We start from the raw sequence: 20,763 nt of genomic DNA on the forward strand, positions 1-20,763 counted from the left end.
TTAGTCGGCCGCACCGCCCGAGGCGGAACCGCCGCCCGAGCTCACGCCGGCGTGGCCCAGGTCGTAGTTCGTCAGCAACAGCTCGGCCTCCCGTGCGATGCTGTCGCGCTTGCGCGGCTCGGGGATGGCGCCCGAGCCCTGGGTGAACACGAGCTCGCCATCCACCGCGTCCACGTCGATGATCGATCCGCTCGTCCACTTGCCCTCGAGGATCTCCTCCGACAGCGGATCCTCCAGCAAACGCTGGATGGCGCGACGCAAAGGACGCGCGCCGTAGGTGGCGTCGGTGCCCTCCTTGGCAACGAGCTTGCACGCCGCCTCGGTCAGGTTGATGGACATGTTCTGCTCGATCAAACGCTCGCGCAAATCTGCCACCATGAGCTTGACGATCTCGGCGATCTGCTGGTCGTTTAAGCTCTTGAACACGATGATCTCGTCGATGCGGTTCAGGAACTCGGGCCTGAACAGCTTCTTCATCTCGGCCATGACGCGGCTCTTGATCTCCTTGTCGGAGAGGCCCGCGTGCTCCTCGGTGGAGAAGCCCAGCGTCGTCGGCTGCGCGATCTCGCGCGCGCCCACGTTCGACGTCATGATGATGACCGTGTTGCGGAAGTCCACCGTGCGGCCCTGCGCGTCGGTCAAGCGGCCCTCCTCCAGGATCTGGAGCAGGATGTTGAACACGTCGGGGTGCGCCTTCTCGATCTCGTCGAACAGCACCACCGAGTAGGGGCGCTGGCGCACGGCCTTCGTCAGCTGGCCGCCCTCGTCAAAGCCCACGTAGCCCGGGGGGCTGCCCACCAGGCGCGACACGCTGTGCTTCTCCATGTACTCCGACATGTCGAACGACAGCAGCGCGTCCTCACTGTTGAACAGGAACTCGGCGAGCGCCTTGGAAAGCTCGGTCTTGCCCACGCCCGAGGGGCCCAGGAAGATGAACGAGCCGGCGGGGCGCTTCGGGTCCTTGAGGCCGCTTCGCGAGCGGCGGATGGCCTTCGAGAGCGCGGTGACTGCCTCCTCCTGGCCGATCACGCGCTCATGCAGCACGGCCTCCATGCGAAGGAGCTTCTCGGTCTCGGCCTCGGTGAGGTTGGATACGGGCACGCCCGTGGACATGGACACCACGTCGGCGATGTCCTGCATGGTCACCTGGTGCACGGACTTCTGGGCGTCCTCCTCCCACTTCTTCTCGGCCTCCTCGCGCTTCTTCTTCAGCTCGGACTCCTCGTCGCGCAGCTGGGCGGCGCGCTCGAAGTCCTGCGCGGCGATGGCCGTGTCCTTCTCGCCGCGCAAACGGCGCAGCTCGTCATCGAGCTCGCGCAGCTCTTTGGGCAGCGTCATGTTGCGGATGCGCATGCGGGCGCCGGCCTCGTCGAGCACGTCGATGGCCTTGTCGGGCAGGAAGCGGTCCTGGATGTAGCGGCTCGACAGGTTCACGGCCGCCTGGAGCGCGTCGTCGGTGAAGTGCACCTGGTGGTGCGCCTCGTAGCGGTCGCGCAGGCCCTCGAGGATGCGCATGGCCTGCTCCTCGTTGGGCTCGCCCACGGTGATGGGCTGGAAGCGGCGCTCGAGCGCGGAGTCTTTCTCGAGGTGCTTGCGGTATTCGTCGATGGTGGTGGCGCCGATCACCTGGATCTCGCCGCGCGACAGCGGCGGCTTCAGGATGGCGGCCGCGTCGATGGAGCCTTCGGCCGAGCCCGCGCCGATGAGCGTATGCATCTCGTCGATGAACAGGATGATGTCGCCCGCGTCCATGACCTCCTTGATGCACTTCTTCAGACGCTCCTCGAACTCGCCGCGGTACTTGGAGCCGGCCACGAGCGCGCTCACGTCGAGCGTGAACAGGCGCTTGCCGCGCAGGATGTCGGGCACCTGGTTGGACACGATGAGCTGCGCCAGGCCCTCGGCCACGGCGGTCTTGCCCACGCCCGGCTCGCCGATCAGGAGCGGGTTGTTCTTCTGGCGGCGGCTGAGCACCTGCATGACGCGCTCGATCTCGCCCGCGCGGCCGATGACCGGGTCGAGCTTGCCGTCGCGCGCCTTGCGCGTGAGGTCGGTGCCGAACTCCTTCAGCACGCTGTCGGAGCCCTGGCCGTTGGGGTCGAAGGCGTTGCGGCCGGCGTACACCGGGCTCTGGCCCACGAGGTCGTTGAGCGCGCTGCGGATATCGTCGCCGGAGACGCCCAGGCGCGTGAGCACCTCGAGCGCCGTGCCGTCGCCCTCGCGCACGATGCCGAGCAGCAGATGCTCGGTGGAGATGTAGGATTGGCCCATCTGCATGGCCTCGCGCAGGCTGTTCTCCAGCACACGCTTCACGCGGGGGGTGAACGACAGGTGGCCGGACACGTCGGTGTCCTCATCGATGGCCACCACCTGGCGGATGGCCTGCACCACGGCGTCGTACTTCACGCCCCTGCGGTCGAGCGCCTGGGCGGCCAGGCCGTCCTTCTCCTGGATGAGGCCGAGCAGGATGTGCTCGGTGCCCACGTAGGGCTGGTGCAGGGAACGCGCTTCGTCTTGGGCTAAGACAAGGACCTTGCGGGCCTTGTCGGTGAACTTCTCGAATGACATGTAAAGCCTCGATTCTCGCGGAGCTTCTGTGTTTCGTAGTACATGCTAGCACTCTCGTCAAGAGAGTGCCAACGCGTTGCCCGCCGCACACGCTCGCTCCATAACTCGCAGCCGCGCTGCGGCAGAATCCATCGTATCACGACCTCCCTTGATGCTCGCCCGATCCCCCCGATGCCTCCGAAAGTGCTCATTTCCGACGCGGAGTTGAAAAGATCGACGGCAGTCTGATGAGGAGCAAGCGCGAAAGCCGTTCGCGCACGGCCGCCATCGGAGCCCAGGTGGCGGCATCGCCTTTTTTCAAATGTATTATTGCTGTCTGCATGATTGACGAGAAGGGTTGCGAGAAGTACAGTAGTGGCAGTGAAACGGCTCGGGTGCTCTACGGAGTCCGAGACTGAGAAGGGTCACCTGCCAATGGCGGGCGGCCCTTTCTCATTTTTCGAGGGGCGGGGTACTGTATGGCGAAACCATTCAAAACAATTGATCAGCAGATCGAGATTCTCCGATCCCGCGGGTTGCTCGTCGAGGACTCAGCCTACGACGTTCTGCTGTCCGAAAACTACTATTCAGTGGTGAATGGATACAAGGAGTTCTTCATCGACAAGGAGAAGTCTTCAGCATGTAGCCATGAGATGTTTTTGCAGGAAACCTGCTTCAGCGATGTATACGAACTGTTCTTGTTTGACAGGGCGCTCCGAGAGTACACGTTCCATAACCTGATCAAAGCCGAATCGCTCATCAAGACGGTATCGGTGTACACCTTCTGCGAGAGGTTTCCCGAGCCAAGATCCTACCTCGACATGGACAACTACACAGCGAGGGACGAGTACATGCTTGGCAAGAGGAGGTTCGTCGAAGACCTCCCCGCTTTCGTCAGCAAGCTGAACAGGAAAGCTTACACCGACTCGAAATGCAAGGACTTCATCCAGCATTACCGGGACAAGCATGGCGACGTCCCCTTATGGGTGCTCGCGAACGACCTCACATTCGGCAACATTTCCTACTTTTTCAACCTGCAAAAACGCAGCGTGCAAAACGAGATATGTCGGAGAATAGTAAAGTTGCGAGGCGGCAGCGAGCAGCTGAATCCGAAACGGATGAGGCTAACCCTCCGCGCCCTCGTCGACTTTCGCAATATCTGCGCACACGACGAAAGGCTGTTTTGCGCCAAAGTCGGCCCGGTGAGAGACATCGGCTATGCCGACATGCTTGAGTCGCTTGCGGTGGTGCTACCCAAAAGCGACGTGCAAAATATGCGCAGCGGAGTGCTCAGACTCATCAACGATTATTCAAAGGGGAGGAAGCGGATAAGCGGAATCCTCGATGGCATGGGGATAAAAACGGCAGGTTAGGCTTGCGAGAAAGATCGCTATGCGAGAAGGCCGCCCGGCGGGGTGCGCGGGCGGCCTTCTTGGGGATCGTATGGCGCTTGGGCGCTAGTAGAGCTTCGCGCCGGCGGGGATGCGGTCGTCCACCATGAGCAGGTTCAGGCGCTCCTCGCCCTCCTCCTCGTGGATGGCCGAGAGCAGCATGCCGCAGGAGTCCACGCCCATCATCTTGCGCGGCGGAAGGTTGGTGATGGCGATGAGCGTGCGGCCTGCCAGCTCCTCCGGCTCGTAGTACGCGTGGATGCCCGACAGGATGACGCGCTCGGTGCCCGTGCCGTCGTCGAGCGTGAACTGCAGGAGCTTCTTGGACTTCGGCACGGCGACGCACTCCTTCACCTTCACGACGCGGAAGTCCGACTTGCTGAACGTGTCGAAGTCCACCTCGTCGGCGAATAGGGGCTCGACGACCACCTTCGAGAAGTCGACGGGCGCGGCTGCGGGAGCGCTCGCCTCGGCGGCCGCGGCGCGCGGCCGCCCGCCCGCCGGAACCTCGTCGCGCATGTGGGGAAAAAGCAGCACGTCGCGGATGGACGGCGCGTCGGTGAGCAGCATGACCAAGCGGTCAATGCCGATGCCGCAGCCGCCCGCCGGGGGCATGCCGTACTCGAGCGCGCGCACGTAGTCGTCGTCGTAGCCCATGGCCTCGTCGTCGCCCAGGTCCTTCGCCTCCACCTGTGCGCGGAAGCGCTCGGCCTGATCGACCGGGTCGTTCAGCTCGCCGAAGGCGTTGGCGTACTCATGTCCGCAGATGAACAGCTCGAAGCGCTCGGTGAGGTTCGGATCGCCCGCCTTCTTCTTGGCGAGCGGCGACACCTCCAAGGGGTGCTCGGTCACGAACGTGGGCTGGATGAGCTTCTCCTCGGCAACGGCCTCGAATATCTCGGCGATGAGCTTGCCCTTGCCCCACGCGTCGTCCGCGTGCCCGCCGTGCTTCTCAAGGATGGCCACCAGCTCCTCGCGGGTGCGCGCGAAGCTCACGTCCTCGCCCGCGCCCTCGCTGGCCAGCTCGATCATGGTGGCGCGGCGCCACGTGCCGCCCAGGTCCACCTGCTGGCCTTGGTACTCCACCTGCATGGTGCCGCACGCGGCCTGCGCCGCCGCCTGCACCACGCCCTGCGTGAGCTCCATCATGCCCTCAAGATCGGAAAACGCCTGGTAGAACTCCATGGTGGTGAACTCGGGGTTGTGGAACGCGTCCATGCCCTCGTTGCGGAACTGCCGGCCGATCTCGAACACCTTCTCGAACCCGCCCACCAGCAGGCGCTTGAGCGGCAGCTCGGTGGCGATGCGCAGGAAGTAGTCGCGGTCGAGCGCGTTGAAGTGCGTGACGAACGGCTTGGCGTTCGCGCCGCCCAGGATGGGATGCAGAAACGGCGTTTCCACCTCGTAGTAGCCGTTGTCCTCCATGAAGCGGCGGATGGCGGCCACTATCTTGAAGCGGCGCTCGAACGTCTGCTTGACCTCGGGGTTCATGACCAGATCGACGTAGCGCTGGCGGTAGCGCGTCTCCTTGTCGGCCAGGCCGTGGAACTTCTCGGGCAGCGGGCGCAGGCTCTTCGACAGAAGCTCGAAGCCCTCCACCGCCACGGACAGCTGGCCGCGCTTCGTGCGCATCATGGTGCCATGCACGCCGATCCAGTCGCCCACGTCGAGGTCCTTGAGCTCCGCGAACGCATCCTCGCCGAGCGCGTTGATGCGGCAGAACAGCTGCATGTCGCCCGTGGAGTCGCGCAGCTCCAGAAACGCCAGCTTGCCCTGGTCGCGCTTCGCCATCACGCGGCCCGCCACCTGCACCTCGTCGGTCGTGGACGCGCCGTCCTCGAGGCCCTCGTACTGGGCGGCCAAATCGGCCAGGTGGTGCGAATACGTAAACGCGTGGCCGTACGGGTCGCGCCCCGCCGCCAGCAGCGCCTCGCGCTTGGCAAGGCGCACCGCGATGGGATCGTCCTCGATGATCTGCTGCTCGGTGGTGTCGCTCATCTCGCGTTCCGTCCCCTAGTGCTCGATCTTGACGATGACCATGGATATCTCGCGGCCGGTCGGGCCGGTCGTCTCCACTTTGTCGCCCTTCTTGTGGCCCAGCAGCGCCGAGCCCACCGGCGACTCGTTGGAGATCTTTCCGGCTGCCGCGTCGCTCTCCGCGCCGCCCACGATGGTGAACGCGCGCTCGCGGCCGCCCATGTCCACGGTCACGGTGGAGCCGATGTGCACGTTGTTCGAGCGCTTCGGCGTGTTCACGACCGTCGCCTCCGACAGGATGCGGCTGATCTCGGCGATGCGCGCCTCCATCATGCCCTGCTCGTTCTTCGCGTCGTCGTACTCGGAGTTCTCCGAGATGTCGCCGAACTCGCGCGCCACCTTGATGCGCTCGCCGATCTCGGCGCGCTTTTCCGTCTCGAGGAAATGCAGCTCCTCTTCGAGCTTCTCCTTGCCTTCCGGCGTGAGGATGAAATTGTTGTCTGCCATGGTTTCCTTCACCTGTCCAATTACAAAAACATGCACGCTCGTGCCTTCAAGCGTGCGGTCTGGATATTATCGAGCTGTGAGGGGAGGCGCGGCGAAGGGCCCCGCGCCGATATGAAAAAAGCGGTATGTGCGAGGCGTGGACCGTCTGCACATACCGCGCATCATGCGAACCTGGTGCTACTCTGCCTTCTTCTTGGCCGCCGTGGTGGTCTTCTTGGCGGTCGTGGTGGTCTTCTTGACCGGCTCCTCGACCTCCTCGACGATCTCCTCTTCCTCTTCGTCGGCGTCCTCGATGGCCTTCTCGCCGCCGCCCATGCCGTCGCGGAGGTTCTTGACGGTCTTGCCGAGCGCGCTGCCGAGCTTCGGAAGGTTCTTCGGGCCGAAGATGAGCAGGATCACCGCAAGGATGATGAGAAGCTCCGGCATTCCCATTCCAAGGATCTTCATACGTTCCTCCAAGTTGCTCTCACGGGGCCGCCTTGTGCGGTCCCGCCCCGTCCCGTCGCATGAACGGAACGGCACACCGATGCAAAAAAGGGATGCTGTTTTAAGAACATCCCCTTAAGCTCCATGGTCGGGTTGACAGGATTTGAACCTGCGGCCTCTGCGTCCCGAACGCAGCGCTCTACCAAGCTGAGCCACAACCCGATTACTGCTCACGCAGCGACGGCTATGATAGCACAATGTAATCGAAGGTGAAAGAAATTGCGACAATAATTCCCGCTTCACGCCTTCTCCACCGGCGTTTTAAGCTGATTTTCGCGCGTACCAGGAATTGCCGTATATCCCTCAGGCAAAACGAGGCATAGCCGCCTAAATATCGACGAGAATCATAACGCCTGATGATCTCTCCTGTTTCGCAGAAACGGCCAGCAATGACAACCGCCGCCTAGAAAACTGAGCCCTTTCACCGGCCTATGCACATGTCAATAGACGAACGTCGATCCGATCTAGGCTTATGGAGCCTTCTGCGACGCATCTGAAGCTGCAGCCTCTGCGTCTTCCTCATTTTTAAAGGCAACCAGGCGCGATACTCGATACGTTGATCCGTTCCCTACGGGATTGCCCGTTGAAGGGCCCCCGGAGGCAAGCTTCCCGCGAAACAACAGCGCTGCCGACCCCTTACGGAGGCGCTGTTTTGTATGCCTTCCCTGCAAAACAGGTTACCGTCATTCAACCCTTATTCCTCCGCCAGAAGCAAAGCATCGTCCCAGCCGCAATGCGAATCAGTCTTCAGGGAATATTGAGTAGTCGAACACCACTTGCGACGGAACGTATTCGTTATCATGAGATTCGTTCGTAACTCCGGTCACTTTCAGTGCGCATACACAACCATAGTCGTTAAGCAGCGCTACCCGTTGGCCCACGCTTGGCGTAGCGCACCTGCACGAGCGGATGCAGGATGCAACAACAGCGGCATCAAGGTCGACGTCCGGTACAGCGTCCGGGATCATCCCGACGGCCTTGATGTAATCGTTCAGAATGTACACCGAATCGCCGCTACGCTCCCCAAAGCCAACCTTGAACTCGTATTTGCCGTATCCTAGCGTTACCACCTTTGAGGGTGCCTCGCCGTAGGCCATCGCCACCCCCTTGGACTCGAGTTCAGGGCATGACCAGTTTCCCGGCTCCATGAGATGGTCGATTCGTTCCAAGCGGTACATTCTCTCCCGTATCGTCGTTGGGCTGATGCCCCTCCCCTTGTCCGCAGGAAGACCCGCCAACCATCGCCACAGATCGTCAATCTGCTCGGAACCGGGAAACGAGCCGTCTCGATCGCGATACGAGAAATCGAAGTATTTCGGATCCCGTCCTTCCATCCATTTCGGGAGAAGCCTTTTCTCGTTGCGCACGAACAAAACGGAAAGCCAGTTGCTCGGCCGACCGTCAACAACATCTCGGATTGTCTTCGTCTCACGCCCGACACCCGAGTCGGGATGATTGTCCGCCCTCTCGACATAGCCTTCATCGACAATCATCAATACATGCTTCGCGTCCTCGACCTTTCGCATGAAACCCGTGAGGTCTTCCCCGTAGTCGACCTCGGAATCGATGCCGACATGGAAGCCGATTTGCTTCAGATGCGCCGCGAGCAGTCTCACCCACTCACGATGCGCGATGTTCTCCGGGCCTCCCCATGCGTAAGAGATGAACACGTCGAACTGCATTCCTGCCCTCTTTCGTCATTTTCGAAAAGTAGCTCAAGTGTACCCGAAGCCAACACCTGGAGTAATAAGGGAATCGCCGTTCGCCAACTAGCCTTTCATCCCCATTCGCAAAAACTCATCCATCTCCGCGTCCTCGTGACTTCGAATCTGATCGATCTCGGATATAGCCTAGTTGAGAGTATTGCGGTACAGCTCATTGAATGCTGAGCTGTTGCGCTATTCCACAGGAAAACCAGTACAGAACATCCGCCCAAATGAGAGAAGCATAGCCTGATCCTGCAATGGTACGAAGAGCTTGAAATTATCTAGGCCGACAGCATCGACACTCTCCTCTAACCCCAAAATACCTCCGACCCCTAACGCACCCAAAGCGCTACGGTATCCATCTTTAAACTCAGGGATCCGGTCATGAACTAATTCTAAGCCCGCATTCGGAACCCCCTCGTCTTCCTTGATCATGACGAACAGCTCTCCGAAAGCCGTCAAATTGACAAGGTTTGATAAGAAGGCTTTTCATAGCCGTCTGACGCGATATCAGTTCTGAGGAGAATGTTGTAACACCCCGTCTCCACGACGCGACGCAGACCCGTGTTAAGAACCTGGGCTCGAAGAGCGGGATTAGCTGAATGACGATAGCTTGCTGCACCACTCGGTCAACCACTGTCGGGATTCCTAGCTTCCTTCTTGGGGATCTCCACCCGAAGCACGGGGCTGGAGGGTGTGTTTCTCCTGTTTGGTTTGGTCGAAAAGCCCGTCTGAGTGCCGCTTGAAGCAGCCACGCATTCGCAACGCCCATCTTGCCGATACCAGCTGCACCCTTATTGGCTTGATCTTTCCCGTAGGCATGCCGCATGTTGTCCTTATCGACGATCCGCTCCAACAAATCCGTCGGACAGAGCATATTGGCGCTTTCGTCAAGACCCATCCCTTGCGCGCTCGACGCTCCAGGTTGCTCGCCTTGTTCCGCAAGCGTCCTCGTCTGCAAGCCCTACATTGTGAGCCGGCTGCCGTTCATCGCGCCCATAAGGCAACCTTCCTCCTACTTGCCCTGCTAACGGTTCAGCCCTTCCCTTGCGCTGGACAACTCTCCAAGTGCATGGCTTCGGCTGACTCCTTGCGCCAAGCTTTACTCCGCGAGCACGAAATCCATCATGCCCGCGTCCATGATGCCTCCCGAGGTAAGCCGCGTTTCTTCCCCTCAATCCACCTGCCGCATCTACCCCATAGGCTTCCGTATAGCTATCGGGCTTCGGTTTGTTAAGCAACCTTACCCGCCCACTTGCGCCTAACGCGATCTCTGTTCGTCAGACCAGAGGTTCGCCTCCTGCTCCCTTCAGATTCCACTCCGCGACAGACACCCTTGCACTTAGCTACGCGCTTCCCGCTATCAGGCGCATTAAGGACTTTCACCCATTGGAAACGTGCACATGCTCGACGCACTAAGAAAAAGGGCTGCATCTTTGGATGCAGCCCCTACCTTCGAAAACGCCATTCTCTTCGACTGAGCTGGAACAACGTCTGGGTCTCATCCAGAGAAAAAACCAAAAGCTTTTTCGTAGTCGCACCCCTATGTCCTTTTCTCAAGGAGCATAGAGTCCACTATCGTCGAAAGCGCACTCGAAGACTTATGAAGCGTCATTCATCATTTCGTGCAGTCCTTGCCCCAACCAGTCAGGACGTTGCATGTGTTTCAGCTTTTCAAGCAGAAGCAGGACTTCCCCCACAGAAGAGATTACGAACCCACCCCGAAGTACATGGCAAACTCGCCCAAAACCGTCGTGCCATCAATGTCATACACTGGGATATACCTATAGCCTGGATCCTGCGCAGCGTCGACCATCGCTTCAAAATCATTCGAGCCCAAGGCTAACCAGTCGGCTTTGTATATATATCCTTGCTCCTCATTCGTTGCAACAGCTTTGATCAAATCCGGTATATGGCCAACAGATTTTTTCGATAGAAGGGATCCGTACTCGAGCCCATTCTCATTCAGTTCATATTCAGTGACAGCTAGGGAAGGGATAGGCATTCGATAATACTGCGAAGGAGTTGCAGGAACATAAAAACCACCTGAAGTATTTCCCCACACGTCTCCAGCTGCATAGTAGGTTCCAGAAGCACTATTGGACGTTTGCGCCATGAAGGAAGTAACCCATCCTGGATTATAAACCCTACTTCCACTTACATACGCGTCGTACCTGAACAAATCCACCCCCGCCGAAATAGTTCTCGGATCCGGACGCGAACCGCACAACACTGTGACAGATCCAAATGCGCCACTTCCGCTTGATTTAGGCCCGCAGCTCGCATACGCCTGGCAATTATTCCCCTCGGCTGTAAAAGTGATCGTACTCCCGGAGACAGCGTGTGCAGCCTGTGTAGGCACCCCAGTTAAAACTGCCAACGAGCATGCACCTGCGGCCATTACAAAGCCTCTTCTCGAAATGGTTTTCTCAAGCATGTCATTCTCCTTGGTCTAAATGAAGCTCCCCTGCGACCGTTCTCCCATCCACCTCGTATACGGTTAGCACCTCCTTTTCGTGTCTTGTTTTTCTTGAATCCGGCGACTTTTTCGAGAACCAGTCGACTTTCTTAACATACCCATATACCCCTTCATCTGTAATAGCAGCGATAAGGTCAGGGCAGATGCTCATGTAGTCATTAAGCGAGCCGGTGACGTTATTGGGTATTGCACTCAAAGATCCATACGTTTCGCCATATTGATTTTTGGGGTACATAATCGAAATTTCGGCCGCATCTTGAAGAACAAGGAGCTCATCCCCATCTTCCTCGAGACTGGCTTTATCCGGACCTGCTTTTGCACAGGAGACCAGAGTAAGAATGAAAACAATCGAGACCATGAAAAACAAAAGGCCTCTATTTCGACAATCCGATGATTTCTCTGTTTGCGACCCCTTCAGAATCATCCCCAGCCTCTTTTCAAAGCAAACAACATTCGTTACGGTTAGACACAATCTACTCCATCATTTATCGCAACAGAAAAACCTAAAAATCCTATCGAGTTGCACTTGTCCAAAAATCTCTGTTGAGAGTTTAACACATGTTAAACATATAATAAATAATGTTTTTTATAGTTTAATACCATATCTGATAAGCACCTTCAGAGATAAATATCGCTCTTGAAAAAGAAGAAAGCTAAGTGGGGCAGATTAGCTATCTGATGAGCGTGGAGAAAAGAGAGATAAATGCACTCAAGCGTAATTGGAGAACGAAAGACATTATGCTTCTATACCTTTGGTCTATGCTAACATCTTCCAAAGAATAGGGGCTTAGGAGATTGCGCAAGGAGTGGACTTCGATGCCGATAATAATGAGGCTGGATCGGGTTATGGCCGATAGGAAGATTTCAGTCAATCACTTGGCTGAAAAAATCGGCATAGCCCCCATGAACTTGTCGCGAATAAAAACAGGGAAGATTAAAGCCGTTCGATTCTCAACTCTTGAGGGAATCTGTAAAGAGCTCGGCTGCCAGCCAGGTGACCTAATCGAATACACTCCCGACAATCATGACATTCACAACGATTTCGAATAGTAAGAATTACCCTAGTTCGAGAAGTTCTTGCGAATGAATTTTTAGCTCCAGCACTACCGATTAGTCGCAACGCAGAATCATTTTAACCGTATGCATAAACTATGGGAAGAAAAGACTCCAAGCAATGCTTGCATCAACTAGGGTGCGAGATTGGATCCCATAGGGCCGAATGGGGTTTATCGCAAGCGAAACTTAGCCTTATGATCGACAGCGACCAATCTGGCGTCTATCTCATCGAAATAGACCATGTGAAAGTCGCAGTCAAAACGCCCAATAGAATTGCCGATGCACTTGACGTAGGCGTTAAGGATTTGATGAATTTCCAAACGCAAACACTCACAACAACCTGAAAATCTTACTCCGTTTCATCGCTGAGCCTTTGGAGCAGATTTCCATACTGGAACACGATAGACACGCCGAGGATCATCACCGCAAAGAATAATATCATAATATTTATATCGATCGGCACCGGCTCAGCTCCCCCAACGCTATCGTATACCACATACGTATTAGGCACATTTACTACTTGAGAGAAATTAGCGGCCAACAGAGCCTCGACAAACGCCAGCGCAAAAAGAAGGAGCGCAGTTACTCGAAACCGCCGAACTTGCTTCATCGTGAACGGAGAATCACCCGCTACTATCCCGGCGAAAATCTGCACCGATATCACAAGTAGGAAACTAATAATTATCCCGTTGCATAATATATAAAGAACAGTTCGAACCTTCTCGCCGTCTACCCCAACCGCAACAAGATCAAAGAGGGTGAGCGCAAGGAGTACGGCCCAGGAAGCGGTAAAGCCAATGAGGCAAACAATGCAAAAACGCTTGATCAGCTTGCATCCCCTTCTCAGCTTAGCGATTGATGCAGCAAGCTCCCTAGATTCTTCTCCGCTCACAAAGACCTCCCCTTAACGAGCAGCGGCGTCGATCGCCATTATAGCCTTACCCAATAATGAAAATGCGTGCCGCTCAAAAAGAGCGGCACGCTAATCATGCTCCGACTCGCACACAAAATAGATTGTCTGGACCAATGGTCAGGCAAATCCCGTACGCCTCTGGCTCTCCATAGAATAACATGCGAACACCTCCTTCAACCGCATCGTCCGAACGCAAATATACGACCTATAATTTTCATGTGAAGAATACATTGCCAAAATCATCACGATCAAATTATCATTTATAACCTCTCTTATGTGACGTACTATCCATCATTATTTATAAGAAAACAAGCATTTTATATTTGTTTTTTCAAAAAGCTGGTGATACATGCCCATGATGCATTTCGTCCCCGATGGCAACTTGTCCCTCTTTTTCTTCGCCGTCTAATCAATTCCCATTTTGCATATTCGTTTCGCCTATTTTCTCCACAAGGTTCCCCTTAGCCTCACGCTTTGCCCAATGAGCGAGGGCCCAGATTTGTGCATTGGCAAAAAACATCCGCAAACCTTTGAGGTCAGAGCTGGTCACACCATGGGAGCCTTCGAAAGTTGCAGGATTTTGTACATTCGCAACAAAAGGGGTACTTGGGATTGCGTGCCATACTATTCTACGAAGCTCGACTGATCGTACGTCCGCCCAACATAAGAAGGGCGGCGAACCCCGACGCGACCGCCGCGAACGCGTCGTCCATGGCGTGGTTCGACGCCCGCCGGAACAGAGTCTCGAGCCTTGGGCAGACGATCCACGTCATGAACGTGGCCACCAGCCCGAAGGCGACGACGTTCTGCAGGCACACCTGCCCGAGGAATTTGCAGGGCATGCCGCGGTAGTCCCACAATGGCAGCGCGTCGCCCCGCAAGGGCTGGTTGAACGCGAGGCCCATCGCGAACTCGAGGCCCGCGCACACGAGGGCGTTCAGCGCGAAGCTCAGCACGAGGGGCATCGCCCGCCCGCGAAACGCCCGCAGGAGGAGATCCTTGGCCGGCGTCAGCGCGAGCACGCAGACCATCGCGCCGACGCCGTACACGCAGTACGGGGAGAGCCAGTCGCTCAGGATGGGCGAAGCCGGGTCGTAGACGCCGGGCACGACGCCGAGGCGGACGAGCTGGCAGTAGCCCACCTCCACCCAATGGCCGGCCACGCTGAACACGCAGAAGACGATGGCAAGGCTGCGCCAGCGCTTCCACGAGGGCGCGAAGCGAACCGTATCCAAGGCGCCCATGGCTCACTCCCCCACGGCGAGCACGGCGGCGGGCTCTTTGCGCAGAGCCGACACGGTGGGCGCGAGGGTGGCGGCAAGCACGAGGGCAAAGCCCGCGAGCGATACCGCGAGGCCCTCGCCGAAGGCCAGGCCGCTGAACAGCGGCATGCCCACCGCCGCGGCCACGACGGCGTTGGAGGCGACGACGACCGCCATGCCGGCAAGCGTGGCGGTGACGGCGTGGATGAGCGCCTCGCACGCGGCGGCCGCGACGAGCGTTTCCGGACGCGCGCCGCTCGCGATGAGCAGAGCCACGTCGCGGGTGCGGGTGCGCGACGTCATGACCACGCTCACCGCCGCCCCCACGGCGCACAGCAGGACAGGGCCGCCGAGCAAGAGGACGGTCGAGGTGAAGTCGAAGGAGGCGTTCCTCCCGACGATGCCGGCCTGCCGCATGTACGCGCTCATCAAGCTGCTGAGCGAGAAGATGCCCGCCACCAGCCCGAACCCCACCATGATGGGCGTCTCCACCGAGGTGCTGACCGAAAGGCCGTGGCGAGCGGTATGGCGCGCCACGTACCACGCATTCCAGCGGCCCTGCGGCACGAGCGACGTCCACGCTCCCAACAGCGCGGAGAACACCGCCGGGGCCACGGGCACGAGCGCCGCCGCCATGAGCAGCGGGAGGAACAGCGAATTGCCCAAAACGTCCAGGTCTTTCCCGAACAGGGAGGAGGCGAGCTGCCGCGTGCCGAAGGCCAGCCCCGCGAACAGCACGGCGCGCAGCCACGTCATGCCCTTGCGCGGCAGCTCCGGCGCGCGCAGGGCGGTCATGGGCGGCGTCTTCCCCGCGCTGCGAGCACCCTTCAAGCCGCCGACGAGGAACACACCCGCCACCGCGAGCCACACCGCGGGCATGAGCGGCAATCCCACATCGAGAACCACCTGGTCGATGGGCTGATAGAAGGGCGAGCTGAACACGAGCGGAAACAACGGGGCGAATGAAGCGACCTCGACGAGCGTGCCGACCGCCGCGCCGAGCACCGCCACCACGGCCAGCTGGGCGAGCACCACCGCGCTCACCCGGCGCGGGCTCACGTTCGCCAGCTGCCAGAGCGCGTAGCTTCGCCGCTGCGCCGCCACCGTCAGGTTCGCCGCCGACACGAGCACCGCTGCCGCCGCGAGCGCCGAGAACACGATCACCGTGACCGCGAGCGACTCCATGTTCGGGTACGTCTCGGCCGTGGCCACGAGCGACGCCGCAAAGCCGCCGATGAAGCCGCAGGCCACGGCTACGCAGAACGCACCCACCCAGGTGGCGGCATGGTCGCGCAGGTCGCAGAGCACCAGGCGCATCATCGTGCCGCCTCCAACGCCTCGAGGATCTCCGCCGGAGTCGAACGCCCCAGCTCGCGCACCATCCGGCCGTCCTTCAGCACGAGGATGCGGTCGGCCATCGAGGCGGCCTCCAGGTCGTGCGTCACCATCACCACCGAGCGCGCCGGGTCGTCGGCGATGCCGCGCAGAAGCCCCAGCACCTCGCGGCCGTTCTTCGAGTCGAGGGCGCCGGTGGGCTCGTCGGCGAACACGACGTCGGCCCCGCCCGCGAGCGCCCGGGCGATGGCCACGCGCTGCTGCTCGCCGCCGGACATATCGGCGGGCCGGCTCTTCCCACGGCCCTCCAGGCCCACGCTCGCAAGCACGGCGGCCGTCCGCTCCTTCGCGAGGGGCCGTCCCGCCAGGCGCGCGGGCAGCGACACGTTCTCGCCCGCCGTGAGCGAGGGGATGAGATTGTACGACTGGAAGATGAAGCCCACGTGGTCGCGCCGCGTCTTGAACAGGTCGTTGCGACCCGCGCCCGCCACCTGCCGGCCCATGACCTCGATGGAGCCCGCGTCGGCCGACTCCAGGCCCGACAGGCAGTAGAGCAGCGTCGATTTGCCCGAGCCGCTCGGCCCCACGATGGCCACCATCTCGCCGGCTTCGACGGCAAGGCTCACGCCGCGCAGCACATGGGTCACGCGCCGCTTCCTCCCCCTCCCCGAGCTGAACGACTTCATGATTTCGCGCGCGACGATAGTGGAGCTCATGGGTTCTCCTTAGAATGGGAATGGATTTGGAATGGTTTCGTAGGGCAAGGGCTCTGCCCTTGCCGCCACCTGCAATGTTTCCCCTGTTGAGCGGCAAGGGCTCTGCCCTTGCCCTACATTCAACCCGCTGTCAGGAGCGCAGCGCCTTGATGACGGCGCACACGAGGCCGCCGACGGGCCACGCCAGGAAGAACCACCTGCTAGCCGGCGTGAACAGCATCACGAGACCCACGGCCGTGGCCGCGCACATGACGGCGGCGTATACGCTGCGCTCGCGCCTGGCCTGGCGCACGCGCGCCGCGAGCTCTTCGTCATCCAGCGCGCCGATCTGCGCCTCGTCCATGCGGCCGAGCGATATGCGGTTGTACCGCTCCACGTCGCAGCGCGAAGCCAGCAGCCATCCGCGCGCGATGAAGAACACGCCTGCCGCGAGGAACGCGAGAAACGCCGCGCTCGCGAGGTACACGCGGGCTTGCAGCAGGACGGTTGCCGCCAGCCCCATCATGACCAGGCCGATGCCGACGACAAGGCCCCTCAGCAGGCCGGCTCGGGCCCGGCTTCTCCGATCGGCCGTGTAGAAGTCCTCGACAAAGGGATGCGCCTTGCGAAACCCGCTCCGAGCGAACGCCGCAGGCAGCAGGACGGCGAGCCCTGCGGCAGCTCCGATGAACACGAGAGCGCTCGCGTATGCATGGAGCCCTCCCGGCACAAGCGCAGGGTCGGACAGAAGGACGGCGAGCGCGGCGCCTGCGATGGCGACAGCCGCCCCCAAGGGCATCTTCCACGCGAAGGCGCGCATGACCTCGTCGTAGCCCGTCACGTCCTGCGGAGCGAGCGCCTCCGGCATGCACGCGGCCTCCTCGGCCGAACGTTCGGTCGCATCGCCGCAGACCAGCTCGTCGAGCGTGCAGTCGAAGAGGTCGCACAGCCGCAGCAGCTTGTCCATCTCGGGGTAGGCGCGCTCGGCCTCCCACTTGGATACCGACTGGCGGCTCACGCCCAGAAGCATCGCCAGCTGCTCCTGGGTCATGTTGCGCGTGGCGCGCAGGTGCTGCAGGTTGTCGCGGAAGCTCATGGGTCCGTCCTTCTTCGCGTCGGTGGCCGATGCCTCCATACTGCCGGTTGCGGAGCCTCCGCTCAACCAACTTGCAGCTTCTTTTTCGCGCGCCGCCCGTCAACCTGCGGTATCGAACCGCAGGTGGGAGCGCGATGAAGCAAGGAGCCGGGCTCTCCTGGGCAGTATAGCAGGACGGGAGCGCCCTCACTCCGCGCGGAGGGCCTCGATGGGGTTCTTGGCGGCGGCGCGGTAGGCGGGGAAGATGCCGAACACCAGGCCGATGGCGCTGCTGGCCGCAACGGCCACGGCCGCCACGCTCCACGACGGCGCGAACGCGAGGCCCGCCGTGTTCGCCAGCAGGCCGAAGCCGATGCCCGCCCCCACGCCCAGCGCTCCTCCGATGATGCTGATGATGAGCGCCTCCAGCAGAAACTGCGCCAGGATGTCGCCGCGCCGCGCGCCCAGCGCCTTCTTGATGCCTATCTCGCGCGTGCGCTCGGTCACCGACACCAGCATGACGTTCATCACGCCGATGCCCGCCACCACCAGCGATATCCCGGCGATGCCCGCCAGAAGGAGCGTCATCGTGGCGTCGACATCGGCGCCGGCGCTTCGCGTCTCGTCCTGCGACAGCACGTCGAAGCGGCCCGGAAGCAGGTGCGCCGCGTCCACGAGGTAGGAGCTGATGGCCTGCTTGGCGGCCTCCACCGACCCCTCGTCGACCGCCTTCGCGTAGAACATGGCAATATCGTCGCCCTTTCCCATCCCCACCGCCGTGGAGAAGGGAACGAGCGCCAGGCCGGCCGTATTGAGCCCCATCGACTGCCCCTGGTCCTGCAGCACGCCCACCACCAGGAACTCGTCGCCGTCGAACTTGACCGCGTTGCCCAGCGCGTCGGCGGGCGCGCCGAACAACTCGGCGGCCACGTCGGATCCCAGCACCGCCACCTTGCTGCGGTTCTCGCGGTCGACGGCGTTGAGGTTGCGGCCCGCCAGCAGCTGGAGGTTGCGCACGTCCAGGTAGTGCTCGTCCGACGCCTCGATGAAAGCCTTGCGCGACGTCTTGCCACCCGCCGTCAGGTGGCCGGCCAGGCCCTTCGCGGGCGCCGCGCCGGAAAGCGGGGGCAGCTGGGCGATGGCGGCCATATCGTCGTAGCCGAGCTCGCCCTCGTACACGTAGGTCGAAAGCGCGTCGCCGCCCAGCTTCTGCAACCTCTCGCGCACCTGCTGGTTGGACCCGTCGCCCATGCCCATGAGCACGATGACCGAGGACACGCCGATGACCAGGCCCAGCATGGTGAGCGCCGAGCGCAGCCCGTTGTGGAGCACCGCGCGCACCGCCGTGCGCACCAGATGGCTAACGCGCATGGGCGCCCCCTTCCCGCTGCGGGGCCTGTTCGCTCAGCCGGCCGTCCTCCATTCGCACCACGCGGCCCGCCCCGGCGGCAAGCTGCGGGTTGTGCGTGATGAGGACCACCGTCTGGCCTCCGGCATGCAAACGCTCGAAGAGCCCCATGATCTCCGCGCCCGTGCGCGTGTCGAGCGCGCCGGTGGGCTCGTCGGCTAAAACGATCTCCGGCTCGCCCACCAGGGCGCGGGCGATGGCCACGCGCTGCTGCTGGCCGCCGGAGAGCTGGCTGGGCAGGTGGCGCTCGCGGCCCTGAAGGCCCACCAGCGCAAGCTGCCGACGCGCGCGGGCGTCAGCCTCCCTCGTGCGCACGCCCGCGAAGGCGAGCGGCAGCTTCACGTTCTCCAGCGCCGTCAGCTTGCCCAGCAGGTTGAAGCTCTGGAACACGAACCCTATCTTCTCGTTGCGGATGGCGGCCAGCCGCCGGTCGGGCAGCGCGCCCACGTCCAGGCCGTCCAGCAGATAGCGCCCCGTGTCGGGCACGTCGAGCAGCCCCAGGACGTTCATGAGCGTCGACTTGCCCGAGCCGGACGGCCCCACCACGGCCACGTAGTCGCCGCGGCGTATCTCCAGGTCGACCTCGCGCAACGCGCACACGGTCTGGCCGCCCAGGTCGTAGGTCTTCCCCACGTGCTTCAAGCGGATCACTCTCGAGCGCCTCCCTTCGGCCCTACGACTTCGTGACGGTCACAAGGCCGCCCTCCACCTCGCCCTTGGCGCCGGAAGCGGAAGGATCCGCCTCGTTGAGCACCACGGCATCGCCGACGTCCAGGCCCTCGCCCGCCACCTCCACCACGGTGCCGTCGGTGATTCCGGCGGTCACGGGCACCTGGTGCCGCGTGCCGGTTTCGGCGTCGTAGACCTCCACGTATTTGTCCTCCCCCGCTCCGAGCACGGCGCTCACCGGCACCGTGAGCACGTCGGCGGCTTCGGCCACCGTGATGGCGAGGTTGGCCGACATGCCCAGCTTGATGCTGCCGTCGTTGACCACCTGCACGCTCACCTCGAACGTAGAGCCCGTGGCGCCGTACTTCCCCACCTCGTTGATGTCCGCGATGACGCCGTCGTAGAGCCGCCCTTCGTCAGCGCCAAGCTTCACCTGCACGGCCTGTCCCTCGGCAAGCGACGCCAGATCGCCTTCGGGAACAGGCAGCACGATGAGCACGTCGTCGATGCGCTGCACCTCGATGAAGTGGTCGTCGCGCGTGACGGCGCCCTCGTTTCTCTCCGGCAGCTCGTAGTCGGTCACCACCAGGTCGTAGGGCGCGTCCCACGTCTCGTCGTTGGCGTAGGTCACCAGCGTGGTGCCCGCGAGGATGCGCTTGTTCAGCGGCACGTCGAACGATTCCAGCCAGTGCCAGCTGTCGGCGGGCCGCAGCTTCTCGGTTTCAAGCGGCTTCACCTCGCCCACGCCTGTGACGGTTCGCTGCACCGTCCCGCGCGTGACGGGCGCCGTGAGGGGCGGCGTGGGCTGCTGCGACTCGGAGGGCTTCGACAGAAGCTCGTCGCCGAACGCGAGGTAGGCGCCCAGCGCGCCCGCCACGGCAAGCAGCGCCGCCACGACGAGAACCTTCCCTACCGTCCGCTTCACGTCATTCCCCTTCCACGCCCGATATCGTAACGGATTCGGCGGGCACGACGATGACGTCGCCCGCCGCGCCGTCCTGCTGGTCCGTCTTCGCGGTGCCCACCAGGCCCTGCTGCTCCTGCACGTTCTTGAGCACGAGCAGCCCGGCCAGCACGATGATCGCCGCGATCAGCACTGCCACCAGCACTTTGAACCCCTTCGACTTCATGTAGTCCTCCGTTCTTCCGGATACCGTCTGCGGGGCAGTCTAGCGAAGGTCGCCTTAAAACTTCCTGAACCGACACGACGCGGAATGCGCGGCCGCCTGCGGCACAGCCGTTTCAGGGAACGTTCAG

19 protein-coding genes and 1 tRNA gene are annotated in these 20,763 nt (G+C 61.1%); 2 read left to right on the plus strand and 18 right to left on the minus strand.

What is annotated here, in order from left to right:
- Positions 1 to 2,568, minus strand: a complete 2,568-nt coding sequence (locus FX134_RS05835) for an ATP-dependent Clp protease ATP-binding subunit (protein WP_080798975.1) — start codon at positions 2,566 to 2,568, stop codon at positions 1 to 3.
- A 458-nt stretch (positions 2,569 to 3,026) separates the two neighbouring features.
- On the opposite strand from FX134_RS05835, the gene FX134_RS05840 reads away from it, so the two are divergent.
- Positions 3,027 to 3,920, plus strand: a complete 894-nt coding sequence (locus FX134_RS05840) for an Abi family protein (protein ID WP_080798978.1) — start codon at positions 3,027 to 3,029, stop codon at positions 3,918 to 3,920.
- Between the two features lie 84 nt (positions 3,921 to 4,004).
- Here FX134_RS05840 and lysS read toward each other — a convergent pair whose 3' ends face one another.
- The 8 genes from lysS to FX134_RS05885 all read right to left on the minus strand — a co-directional run bounded on the left by lysS (position 4,005) and on the right by FX134_RS05885 (position 11,460).
- Positions 4,005 to 5,936, minus strand: coding sequence for a lysine--tRNA ligase (lysS, locus tag FX134_RS05845; RefSeq protein ID WP_080798981.1), 1,932 nt, complete (start codon positions 5,934 to 5,936; stop codon positions 4,005 to 4,007).
- 15 nt (positions 5,937 to 5,951) lie between these two features.
- Positions 5,952 to 6,422 carry a transcription elongation factor GreA gene (greA, locus tag FX134_RS05850; RefSeq protein WP_080798984.1) on the minus strand — a complete coding sequence of 157 codons (471 nt, stop codon included), beginning with the start codon at positions 6,420 to 6,422 and terminating at the stop codon, positions 5,952 to 5,954.
- Positions 6,423 to 6,599: 177 nt separating this feature from the next.
- Entirely contained in the window at positions 6,600 to 6,869 is a 270-nt protein-coding gene (tatA, locus tag FX134_RS05855; RefSeq protein WP_080798986.1) for a twin-arginine translocase TatA/TatE family subunit, read from the minus strand.
- Positions 6,870 to 6,993: 124 nt separating this feature from the next.
- Positions 6,994 to 7,070 (minus strand) — tRNA-Pro (locus tag FX134_RS05860).
- A gap of 578 nt (positions 7,071 to 7,648) precedes the next feature.
- Positions 7,649 to 8,590 (minus strand): toll/interleukin-1 receptor domain-containing protein, encoded by a 942-nt coding sequence (locus tag FX134_RS05865; RefSeq protein ID WP_080798989.1) that lies wholly within the window; start codon positions 8,588 to 8,590, stop codon positions 7,649 to 7,651.
- A gap of 216 nt (positions 8,591 to 8,806) precedes the next feature.
- On the minus strand, positions 8,807 to 9,049 hold the full coding sequence (locus tag FX134_RS05870; protein WP_143412144.1) for a hypothetical protein: 243 nt from the start codon (positions 9,047 to 9,049) through the stop codon (positions 8,807 to 8,809).
- A gap of 1,273 nt (positions 9,050 to 10,322) precedes the next feature.
- Complete coding sequence (locus tag FX134_RS05880; protein ID WP_143412146.1) at positions 10,323 to 11,051, minus strand: hypothetical protein; 729 nt, start codon at positions 11,049 to 11,051, stop codon at positions 10,323 to 10,325.
- Between the two features lies 1 nt (position 11,052).
- Complete coding sequence (locus FX134_RS05885) at positions 11,053 to 11,460, minus strand: hypothetical protein (RefSeq protein ID WP_143412147.1); 408 nt, start codon at positions 11,458 to 11,460, stop codon at positions 11,053 to 11,055.
- A 461-nt stretch (positions 11,461 to 11,921) separates the two neighbouring features.
- Between FX134_RS05885 and FX134_RS05890 the strand changes: the two genes are divergently transcribed.
- A complete protein-coding gene (locus tag FX134_RS05890) occupies positions 11,922 to 12,143 on the plus strand; it encodes a helix-turn-helix transcriptional regulator (protein ID WP_325063576.1) in 222 nt (73 codons plus the stop codon).
- Positions 12,144 to 12,498: 355 nt separating this feature from the next.
- On the opposite strand, the gene FX134_RS05900 is transcribed toward FX134_RS05890, so the two are convergent.
- From FX134_RS05900 to FX134_RS05940, 9 genes are all read right to left on the minus strand, one after another.
- Positions 12,499 to 13,041 carry a hypothetical protein gene (locus FX134_RS05900; RefSeq protein ID WP_080798994.1) on the minus strand — a complete coding sequence of 181 codons (543 nt, stop codon included), beginning with the start codon at positions 13,039 to 13,041 and terminating at the stop codon, positions 12,499 to 12,501.
- A gap of 650 nt (positions 13,042 to 13,691) precedes the next feature.
- Complete coding sequence (locus FX134_RS05905) at positions 13,692 to 14,306, minus strand: putative ABC transporter permease (protein WP_080798997.1); 615 nt, start codon at positions 14,304 to 14,306, stop codon at positions 13,692 to 13,694.
- 3 nt (positions 14,307 to 14,309) lie between these two features.
- On the minus strand, positions 14,310 to 15,644 hold the full coding sequence (locus FX134_RS05910; protein WP_080799001.1) for an FtsX-like permease family protein: 1,335 nt from the start codon (positions 15,642 to 15,644) through the stop codon (positions 14,310 to 14,312).
- Positions 15,641 to 16,375 (minus strand): ABC transporter ATP-binding protein, encoded by a 735-nt coding sequence (locus FX134_RS05915; RefSeq protein ID WP_080799004.1) that lies wholly within the window; start codon positions 16,373 to 16,375, stop codon positions 15,641 to 15,643. The genes FX134_RS05910 and FX134_RS05915 overlap by 4 nt, the downstream gene beginning before the upstream one ends.
- A 130-nt stretch (positions 16,376 to 16,505) precedes the next feature.
- Complete coding sequence (locus tag FX134_RS05920) at positions 16,506 to 17,450, minus strand: helix-turn-helix transcriptional regulator (protein ID WP_080803815.1); 945 nt, start codon at positions 17,448 to 17,450, stop codon at positions 16,506 to 16,508.
- 186 nt (positions 17,451 to 17,636) lie between these two features.
- On the minus strand, positions 17,637 to 18,800 hold the full coding sequence (locus tag FX134_RS05925) for an ABC transporter permease (protein ID WP_080799007.1): 1,164 nt from the start codon (positions 18,798 to 18,800) through the stop codon (positions 17,637 to 17,639).
- Positions 18,790 to 19,488, minus strand: a complete 699-nt coding sequence (locus FX134_RS05930) for an ABC transporter ATP-binding protein (protein ID WP_080799009.1) — start codon at positions 19,486 to 19,488, stop codon at positions 18,790 to 18,792. The genes FX134_RS05925 and FX134_RS05930 overlap by 11 nt, the downstream gene beginning before the upstream one ends.
- A gap of 22 nt (positions 19,489 to 19,510) precedes the next feature.
- Positions 19,511 to 20,431 (minus strand): efflux RND transporter periplasmic adaptor subunit, encoded by a 921-nt coding sequence (locus FX134_RS05935; protein WP_080799011.1) that lies wholly within the window; start codon positions 20,429 to 20,431, stop codon positions 19,511 to 19,513.
- Between the two features lies 1 nt (position 20,432).
- The gene (locus FX134_RS05940) at positions 20,433 to 20,636 is read right to left on the minus strand and encodes a hypothetical protein (protein WP_080799014.1); all 204 of its coding nucleotides are present in this window, start codon (positions 20,634 to 20,636) and stop codon (positions 20,433 to 20,435) included.
- Between the last annotated feature and the right edge of the window lie 127 nt (positions 20,637 to 20,763).

The organism is Arabiibacter massiliensis (assembly GCF_902386925.1).
In the GTDB taxonomy this organism is placed as follows: domain Bacteria; phylum Actinomycetota; class Coriobacteriia; order Coriobacteriales; family Eggerthellaceae; genus Arabiibacter; species Arabiibacter massiliensis.

Excerpts from the sequence above, each read along its gene's own strand:
- FX134_RS05835 (WP_080798975.1), bottom strand. The coding sequence starts at position 2,568 with ATGTCATTCGAGAAGTTCACCGACAAGGCCCGCAAGGTCCTTGTCTTA.
- FX134_RS05840 (WP_080798978.1), top strand. The coding sequence starts at position 3,027 with ATGGCGAAACCATTCAAAACAATTGATCAGCAGATCGAGATTCTCCGA.
- lysS (WP_080798981.1), bottom strand. The coding sequence starts at position 5,936 with ATGAGCGACACCACCGAGCAGCAGATCATCGAGGACGATCCCATCGCG.
- greA (WP_080798984.1), bottom strand. The coding sequence starts at position 6,422 with ATGGCAGACAACAATTTCATCCTCACGCCGGAAGGCAAGGAGAAGCTC.
- tatA (WP_080798986.1), bottom strand. The coding sequence starts at position 6,869 with ATGAAGATCCTTGGAATGGGAATGCCGGAGCTTCTCATCATCCTTGCG.
- FX134_RS05865 (WP_080798989.1), bottom strand. The coding sequence starts at position 8,590 with ATGCAGTTCGACGTGTTCATCTCTTACGCATGGGGAGGCCCGGAGAAC.
- FX134_RS05870 (WP_143412144.1), bottom strand. The coding sequence starts at position 9,049 with ATGATCAAGGAAGACGAGGGGGTTCCGAATGCGGGCTTAGAATTAGTT.
- FX134_RS05880 (WP_143412146.1), bottom strand. The coding sequence starts at position 11,051 with ATGCTTGAGAAAACCATTTCGAGAAGAGGCTTTGTAATGGCCGCAGGT.
- FX134_RS05890 (WP_325063576.1), top strand. The coding sequence starts at position 11,922 with ATGAGGCTGGATCGGGTTATGGCCGATAGGAAGATTTCAGTCAATCAC.
- FX134_RS05905 (WP_080798997.1), bottom strand. The coding sequence starts at position 14,306 with ATGGGCGCCTTGGATACGGTTCGCTTCGCGCCCTCGTGGAAGCGCTGG.
- FX134_RS05910 (WP_080799001.1), bottom strand. The coding sequence starts at position 15,644 with ATGATGCGCCTGGTGCTCTGCGACCTGCGCGACCATGCCGCCACCTGG.
- FX134_RS05915 (WP_080799004.1), bottom strand. The coding sequence starts at position 16,375 with ATGAGCTCCACTATCGTCGCGCGCGAAATCATGAAGTCGTTCAGCTCG.
- FX134_RS05920 (WP_080803815.1), bottom strand. The coding sequence starts at position 17,450 with ATGAGCTTCCGCGACAACCTGCAGCACCTGCGCGCCACGCGCAACATG.
- FX134_RS05925 (WP_080799007.1), bottom strand. The coding sequence starts at position 18,800 with ATGCGCGTTAGCCATCTGGTGCGCACGGCGGTGCGCGCGGTGCTCCAC.
- FX134_RS05940 (WP_080799014.1), bottom strand. The coding sequence starts at position 20,636 with ATGAAGTCGAAGGGGTTCAAAGTGCTGGTGGCAGTGCTGATCGCGGCG.